At 55.6% G+C, this 6959-nt stretch carries 7 protein-coding genes; 3 read left to right on the plus strand and 4 right to left on the minus strand.

The window, feature by feature from the left end:
• The first annotated feature begins 139 nt into the window (after window positions 1–139).
• The 3 genes from HGKM_RS01000 to HGKM_RS01010 are packed head-to-tail and all read left to right on the plus strand — an operon-like array spanning window position 140 to window position 4088.
• Window positions 140–1711: an AcpB/EbpR/MafR family transcriptional regulator gene (locus HGKM_RS01000; protein WP_019133446.1), complete on the plus strand. Its 1572-nt coding sequence runs from the start codon at window positions 140–142 to the stop codon at window positions 1709–1711.
• Window positions 1708–3219: an AcpB/EbpR/MafR family transcriptional regulator gene (locus tag HGKM_RS01005; RefSeq protein ID WP_019133447.1), complete on the plus strand. Its 1512-nt coding sequence runs from the start codon at window positions 1708–1710 to the stop codon at window positions 3217–3219. The genes HGKM_RS01000 and HGKM_RS01005 overlap by 4 nt, the downstream gene beginning before the upstream one ends.
• Before the next feature lie 17 nt (window positions 3220–3236).
• The gene (locus HGKM_RS01010; protein WP_019133448.1) at window positions 3237–4088 is read left to right on the plus strand and encodes a pirin family protein; all 852 of its coding nucleotides are present in this window, start codon (window positions 3237–3239) and stop codon (window positions 4086–4088) included.
• An 82-nt stretch (window positions 4089–4170) separates the two neighbouring features.
• On the opposite strand, the gene HGKM_RS01015 is transcribed toward HGKM_RS01010, so the two are convergent.
• From HGKM_RS01015 to HGKM_RS01030, 4 genes are read right to left on the minus strand one after another with little or no spacing between them, the layout of a single operon-like run.
• Window positions 4171–4857: a hypothetical protein gene (locus tag HGKM_RS01015; RefSeq protein WP_019133449.1), complete on the minus strand. Its 687-nt coding sequence runs from the start codon at window positions 4855–4857 to the stop codon at window positions 4171–4173.
• A 17-nt stretch (window positions 4858–4874) separates the two neighbouring features.
• Window positions 4875–5129, minus strand: a complete 255-nt coding sequence (locus HGKM_RS01020; RefSeq protein ID WP_019133450.1) for a glutaredoxin domain-containing protein — start codon at window positions 5127–5129, stop codon at window positions 4875–4877.
• Window positions 5130–5184: 55 nt separating this feature from the next.
• A complete protein-coding gene (locus HGKM_RS01025) occupies window positions 5185–5730 on the minus strand; it encodes a phosphatase PAP2 family protein (protein ID WP_019133451.1) in 546 nt (181 codons plus the stop codon).
• 11 nt (window positions 5731–5741) lie between these two features.
• Window positions 5742–6629 (minus strand): DMT family transporter, encoded by an 888-nt coding sequence (locus HGKM_RS01030; RefSeq protein ID WP_019133452.1) that lies wholly within the window; start codon window positions 6627–6629, stop codon window positions 5742–5744.
• Between the last annotated feature and the right edge of the window lie 330 nt (window positions 6630–6959).

Raw genomic sequence — 6959 nt, forward strand, 5'->3', positions numbered from 1 at the left:
AGAGGATTTTCCAAATTTTTTTCAAATTTACAAACTGATGAGAATGGCTTATTATTAAGCTATCAAGAAGAGATAATGACAACTTTCCGGAGATTTTCCGCTTTTGGAATCCTTATTCATCTACAGAAAGGGACGAAAAATGACTAGCCTGCTCAATGATATTGTGGACCGTCGGCTCCGCCTGGTGGAGGCCCTGACCTATTCGGAGGGAGTCCAAAGCCTGGCCTCCCTTTCCCGGGATTTGGACCTTCCCCACCGGACCTTGACCAACGACATCCAGCTCATCAATAGCGATTGGCCCCGGATCCACATTGACCTTGCCGAGGACCTGGTCAGGATCCACTACCGGCCCGGCACCACCATCACCGATGTCTACCGGGATGTCCTGAAGGAGGAGCCCATCTTCTCCCTCATCCAGACCCTCATCCTAAAGCCCAACCTCTCCCGCCAAGACCTGGCGAAGGAAGCAGCTATGTCGGAAGCCTCCCTCTACCGGAATGTGGGCATTTTTAATGCCTCCGGACTGGGCCGGCTGGGCCTTTCCATCGCTACGAATCCTTTCCGCTTGGAAGGGCCCCATGAGTCCCGCCTCCTTTTCTCCTCCATCTTTTTATATAAGCAGATGGACATCGATGGCTGGCCCTTCCCCGACTATCCCCGGGAGGAGGTCAACCGCTTTGTCCGCCTCATGCTGGAATCGACCGGGATGGAAATGGACTTCGCAGAATTCCGGATGATGACCTTTTATGTGGTCCTCGGCATGGTTTGGGCAAAGGAATCGGGGGATGCCAAGGCCTTTATCAAGAACTGGCGCAGGGAGAGAAAAACCCACGACAGCCACAAAAGGGATACCCTGGCTTCCTTGAAAAACCGGTCCCACTACCTCCGGCAAGCCAAGACCTATGAGGAGGTTTTCGACTTTCCTATGAGTCTGGCCTCCTTGGTCTACCTCTATTCCTTTTACTTCCAAAGGGAATATTTTTCCTCCTACCAAGGCCTTCTCAACATGGCCATGGTGGATTCCAAGATCAACGCTTCCTTTTTTTATTTAACAAGGCTCCTGGACCGGATCGAGGATGACTATGGGGTCAAGCCGGATGACCGCCATGAGCTGGTCCGGGACCTCCACAACACCCTCTATGCCGGTTATGTGGGACCGGACATGGTCCCCTTCTTCTACCGAATTTCCGACCGCTATTCCCACCTGATCGGCCAAAGCTATCCCAAGCTCTATGCCGATATTCGGAAGGGGATTGAGGGATACTTTGACCACATGGACCTTGAACCGGAACCCATTTTTATGGAATGTTGCCTCTATTCCCTCTTGATGAAGTGGGGGAGGCTCTTTTACCGGAAGCTCCCCCGGGACAATACCCTCTCCCTCTTGATTATCAGCTCGATCGGCCATGCCCATGCCCTGTCCCTCCGCGACCTGGTCCAGGCTGTGTCCTACTTCCCCCTGCATATTTCCATCTATGATAAGCCCACCTTCCGCTGGAAGGAGGTCCTGGAGGAGGGCTACGATGTGATATGGACCAACCTCTCCCTCCCGGCCTCCCTTGAGGGGAACCCCGACCACCCCTTCCGCTTTGCCGGGACGGACAGCCGGATCGTCCTCTTTAACTTCTCGCCCAAGGCTAGGGATCTGAACTGCCTCCGGGCAGCCATCAACGACGCCATCCAAGCCAAAGAGGAGGGCCCTTTGTTATGAAAAGTTTGCTCAACAAAAAAGTGGGCCGCCTCCTGGACCTCATCACCCTTCTTGAAGTGCAGAATGGATCCATGGACACGGCCACACTCTATAAAAACTATCATTACCGGCCCTCTTCCCTGGCTTCGGACATCGGTCAGGCCAACGACTTCTTTTCCGACATCCTGGAAATTACCAAGTCGGACCGGGTAGAAATTACCTACAAAGAGGCGGCTTCCTATGTAGAAGCCTATGCCTATGCCATGTCCCGGGACCCCCTCTGCATACTCCTGGAGCGGATCTTCTTCCACCCCAACCAAACCATCAGCGACATGGCCCGGGACCTCTTCGTTTCTCCCTCCACCATCTACCGCTGGGCCGACCTCTTCAATGAGGCGGTCAAGGAAAATTTCGACATCCACCTGGAAACCCACCCCCTGGTCATGAGGGGGGATGAGGTGGAGGTCCGGACCTTTTATATGACCTTTTTTAAGGAGAGGTACCCCTCCTATGACTGGCCCTTCTACCACATCTCCAAGGACCAGGTCTCCGCCTTCCTCAATCGGGTCATCCCCATGAAGTATGGGAAAAACTTTTTCCACTACTACCAATGCTTCCACTACCAGATGGCGGTCTCCATGCGCCGGTGCTGCCAGGGCTTCCGCTTGGATGAAGACGTCCTCGCCCGAAATCTCCGGGTCCGAACTCTGACAGAGAACATTGTCGAGGAGGGCTTGGACCTCCGGTGCAAGACCTGCATAAATGGAAACCCCGCCCATGACCCTGTCCTCTTCGCCGAGCTCCTAGCCCCCTTTGTGGGGGACCGGGATGCGGAAAATTACGCCAAGCTGGTGGACCTGGCCGACAAGGACCCTCTGGTCAACCGGACCTTTATCTACATTAACCAGCTGACCACCCAAATCTGCAAGGATTTTCAAATTCACCTGGACAACGAGCGGGCCCTCTCCCTGGCCCTCCACAATGCCCTGGTCGGGTCCTTCGGCCGCTCCCTCAGCCGCTTCATCCTCTACTCCCCCTACCGGGTCTACCAGGAAAAGATCCGGGCCCACTATCCCCAGGTCTGCCAGCGGGTCCTGACCATCCTCCGCTCCTACAACCAGCGCTTCTCCCTCCCCACCGACCCGGCCTATCTCGCTTATCTCTTTTATGTCCTCTTCACCACCTGGGAAAACTTCCTCAACCAGCTGATTCAAAACCGGAAGACCGTCCGAATCCTCGTCCTCAGCAAGTTCTCCCGCTTCCACGCCCTCTCCCTCCGGGACCAGATCCTCTTCTACTTTGGCAACCTGGTCGAGGTCACCCTCCCCAAGGAGGTCCCGGTCCGGATCGAAGACATCGACCTGTCCCCCTATGACCTCCTGGTCTCCAACTTCCGGATCGCCCACTCTCCCATCCCCGCCATCCTCTGCGAAGGCATCTTTACCGATAAGGACTACGAGGAACTCTCCCGGGCTATCCTGGAACTCCGGAGCATGGAGACGGCCTCGGAAGAAAATGCGACACTTTGATACAGAAAGGAATCCCTATGACACGCAAGATCACCAATATTTACCCACCCCAGGCAGGTATTGATGGAGCAGGTGTCCACCTTTACCACGTTTTGGGACGCCATTCCATGCACCAAACGGACCCCCTCCTCCTCTTGGATGCCTTTGATTCCCGGGATCCGGAAAAATACACGGCCGGCTTCCCCATGCACCCCCACCGAGGAATTGAAACCATCTCCTATGTCTACCAGGGCGCCATGGTCCACCGGGATTCCCTGGGAAACGAAGACCGGGTGGATGACCGGGGCGTCCAATGGATGACTGCCGGTTCCGGCATCTTCCATGAGGAGAAGCTCCCGGCTGTGGACCGCCTCTTCGGTGTCCAACTCTGGCTCAACCTGGCCAAGAAAGACAAGTTCACCCCGCCCGCCTACCGGGCCATCCGGGCGGAGGACATCGAGGAAATCCCCTTTGATGGGGGCTACCTCCGCCTTCTGGCCGGACACTACCAAGACCACCAAGGCTACCTCTCCCACCATCTCCCAGTGGATTACTATGACGTCCATTTGGATCCCGGGAAGTCCCTGACCCTGGACCTGGACCCCGACCGGTCCGTCACCCTCTTCGCCCTCATCGGAGAAGGACAGGTCGACGATAAGACCCTCCCCCACTTCCATGCGGCCACCACCTCCGAGGGCGACAGCCTGATCCTGACCAATCCCGGCGACGAGGAAGCCGCCATCCTGGTCTTTTCCTCGGTCCGCCTGGATGAGCCTATCGCCTGGTGGCCGGGGCCCATCGTGATGAATACGGAAGAAGAACTCGAAGAGGCCTATGCCCAGGTCAAGGCCGGAACCCTGGTCCGGGACCGGATCGACATGGAAATCTAGGCCCATCCCAGACACAAGAAACCAGCCCCACTTGGGCTGGTTTCTTTTTGTCTCTTTTTGTTACATTTTGTGTCATTTAGATTCATGCCATCCCATGATCTTCCTTGAGCTTCCAAAAGACCTCTTGGAGGAAGGCGGCATCCGCCCGGTTATCAAAATCCAATTCAACCCGGTTCCAAAAACGGGGGCCATAGGTGAAGGTCAAAACATACTGGGCAGGTGAATCTTTCGTCGCCGGCTCATAGCGGATGTCCTCCTCCAGATCCAGCTCCTTATAGGGAACCAGGCTGTCCGACAGGAAGGATCCCTTATAAATAAGGAAGTCTTCGTTGAAAAGGATCCGGTTGTCTGCCGGGTGGACAAAATACCTATCCGACCTCCTTTCCCGGAGGAAAGAGTCGGCCCGAAAGAAGCCCCGGACTCGGGCCAGCTGGGCCAGACCCTTCCGGTAGTTGACGACAAGGGAATGGAGGGTCCCCAAGCCGATGATAACCAGGACTAATCCCATGATGGTTAGGGGCACCTTGAAAAATCCGGGCGGAGAGGGCGGGCCAAAGCCCATCCCCGGGCCGGGACCCCAAGGATTCCCAAAAAATCCTTCCGAGATCGAAAGGGCCATCCGGCCAAAAAAGGCTAAGAAGGCCAAAATAACCAGGTGGGCCAAAATGGCCCCGCCATTGATGGAGTAGTCATAGGTGACTTCCTTGAGGGGTCGTTCTCCGAAATATTTTTCGCTGATTTCCCGGATGGGTTGGTAGCCGACAGCCATCTGTGGCCTCCCTTCTCCTAATTCGCCTTGTTCACTACCTCATCGGTATCCAAGGTCAGGCTTCCGTCTTCCATGAGGAAGGCGGGAATCCCGATTAAGCCGGATTCCTTGGCCTCATCGAATTCGGGCCGGCTGTCCCGGAGGGCCAGGAAGGCCTTGAGGTCGGCCAGAGATTCTGTGATGTTGTGGTAGTCGTAGGGGATGCCGGCCCCATCAAGGGCCTCGACGGCATCCACGCAATCGGGACAAAGTGGGCTTCCATAGAGTTTCATGGGATCTCCTTTTGTTTCAATGCCTTTCGATTTGTTTCAATTTATTCCGCTTGTTTCAATTCCTTTCGCTTGATGCTTGCGGCTTATTTTTGCCATATTTTCGAGCCAGATAGATGGCGGCAAAGGCAATGGACAGGCCGACAACCACTCCGGCCAGAACGTCGGTGGGAAAGTGAACATAGAGGTAGAGACGGGAAAAGACGATGAGGACCGCCAGGGGGATGGCCACCAGGCCCAGGCGTCGGTCGGTCCAGGTCATCATGGCCGCCCCGATAGCCGAGGACATGGAATGGCCGGAGGGGAAGGAAAAGTCCTTGGGGACATCAATCAGGAGGCGGACCGTGGGGTCCAACCAGCAGGGCCGGGACCGCTGGACCAGGTTCTTGATGACCAGGTTGTTGAGAAATTGGCCGGCCAAAAGGGCCAGGAGGAGGAGAACCGCCTGCTTCCGATACTTTTTCTGCGACATGAGGAGGAGGGCCGAAAGGATCCAAAAGAATCCCATGTTGCCCAAACGGGTGACAAAGACCATGAAGGAATCCATGGGCGGTGAGGTGAGTGTGTTTTGTATCCAGTGAAGGATGGGCCAATCAAATGCCATACCACTTCCTTTCATTCTTCGGGGTTGATCCGGGCCTTCTTGTGGGAGGCTCGGACGGTGATAAAGAGGGAGGCCATAACCAGGCAACCCCCGATCAGGATATCTTTGGTTAGGACCTCGCCCAGGATGATGACCGAAAAGAGGACGGTCAGGAGGGGTTCCAGAAGGGACACCAGGGAGGTCTTGGTCGGGCCCAAGCGACCCAGGCCCTCCATATAGGCCCAAAAAGCGACGATGGTGGAGAGGAGGGTGATGAGGACCAGGGCGATGAGGCCGGGCGAAGTCCGGGGCGGGTCAAAGCCCACGAAGAGGGAGATGATCCCATAGGTCACCGCATTCCCCACCATCATATAAGCTGAGGACTGAGCCCCTACGCCCGGCCGGAGGAACTTGGCCGAATAAAAAATGTAGGTCGTATACACCAAGGCGGATAAAAGAGCCAAAAGGAGTCCCAAGGGTTCCCCATCCAGGTTCCCTCCCATGATGATAAAGGCGCCCGCTGTGGCCAAGACCAGGGACAAGACCTTATCCCCGGTGATCTTTTCCTTATAGATAAAGGCCGACCCCACCATGACCATGGCCGGATAGGTATATAAAAGAAGCGACACCGCACCTGCCGACGCATACTGGAGAGCCATGAAATAGCAGAAAGCCTGGGCTGAATCCCCTATGGCTCCCAAGAAAAAATAGGTCCATCTCTCCTTCTTCGACAGGCGGGGAAGCTTTCGGACCCTCATCATGGCCATCATAAAGACCGCCGCTGCCAGGAAGCGAAGAAACAGAAGCGTATAGGTCGACGCCCCTGCCCCATAGCAAATCTTGGCAAAGATCGGCATGAGCCCAAAGCCGAAGGCCGACAGGGCCACCAGGGCAGCGCCGGATTTTTCGCGTTGGTCCATAAAAACTCTCCTTCTCCATAAGCTTCTACTATTATACCTCACTATGTATCTCAGATGTTGGGGTGGGGGCGGCCGGCCTGGGGGGGGGAAAAGCTGGGGCGAAGCCCCCTCATCCGGCGAAATCGAGGAATAAGGAGGACTAGTGGAGCCCCCTCATTTGGCAAAACCGGGGAATAAGGGGGAAAAACGGAACCCCCTCATTTGGCAAAATCGGGAAAAAAGGGGGAAAAACGGAGCCCCCTTATTTGGCAACATGAGGAAAAAAGGGGGACTAGGGTAGAGTGACCCCAAAAAGTTGGACCAGAGAGAGCAGCCATATCCTTGTGTTTC

It is taken from the genome of Kallipyga massiliensis ph2 (assembly GCF_000311985.1).
GTDB classification, from domain to species: Bacteria; Bacillota; Clostridia; order Tissierellales; family Peptoniphilaceae; genus Kallipyga; species Kallipyga massiliensis.

Coding starts and splice junctions, on each gene's coding strand:
- HGKM_RS01000 (WP_019133446.1), top strand. CDS start 140: ATGACTAGCCTGCTCAATGATATTGTGGACCGTCGGCTCCGCCTGGTG.
- HGKM_RS01005 (WP_019133447.1), top strand. CDS start 1,708: ATGAAAAGTTTGCTCAACAAAAAAGTGGGCCGCCTCCTGGACCTCATC.
- HGKM_RS01010 (WP_019133448.1), top strand. CDS start 3,237: ATGACACGCAAGATCACCAATATTTACCCACCCCAGGCAGGTATTGAT.
- HGKM_RS01015 (WP_019133449.1), bottom strand. CDS start 4,857: ATGGCTGTCGGCTACCAACCCATCCGGGAAATCAGCGAAAAATATTTC.
- HGKM_RS01020 (WP_019133450.1), bottom strand. CDS start 5,129: ATGAAACTCTATGGAAGCCCACTTTGTCCCGATTGCGTGGATGCCGTC.
- HGKM_RS01025 (WP_019133451.1), bottom strand. CDS start 5,730: ATGGCATTTGATTGGCCCATCCTTCACTGGATACAAAACACACTCACC.
- HGKM_RS01030 (WP_019133452.1), bottom strand. CDS start 6,629: ATGGACCAACGCGAAAAATCCGGCGCTGCCCTGGTGGCCCTGTCGGCC.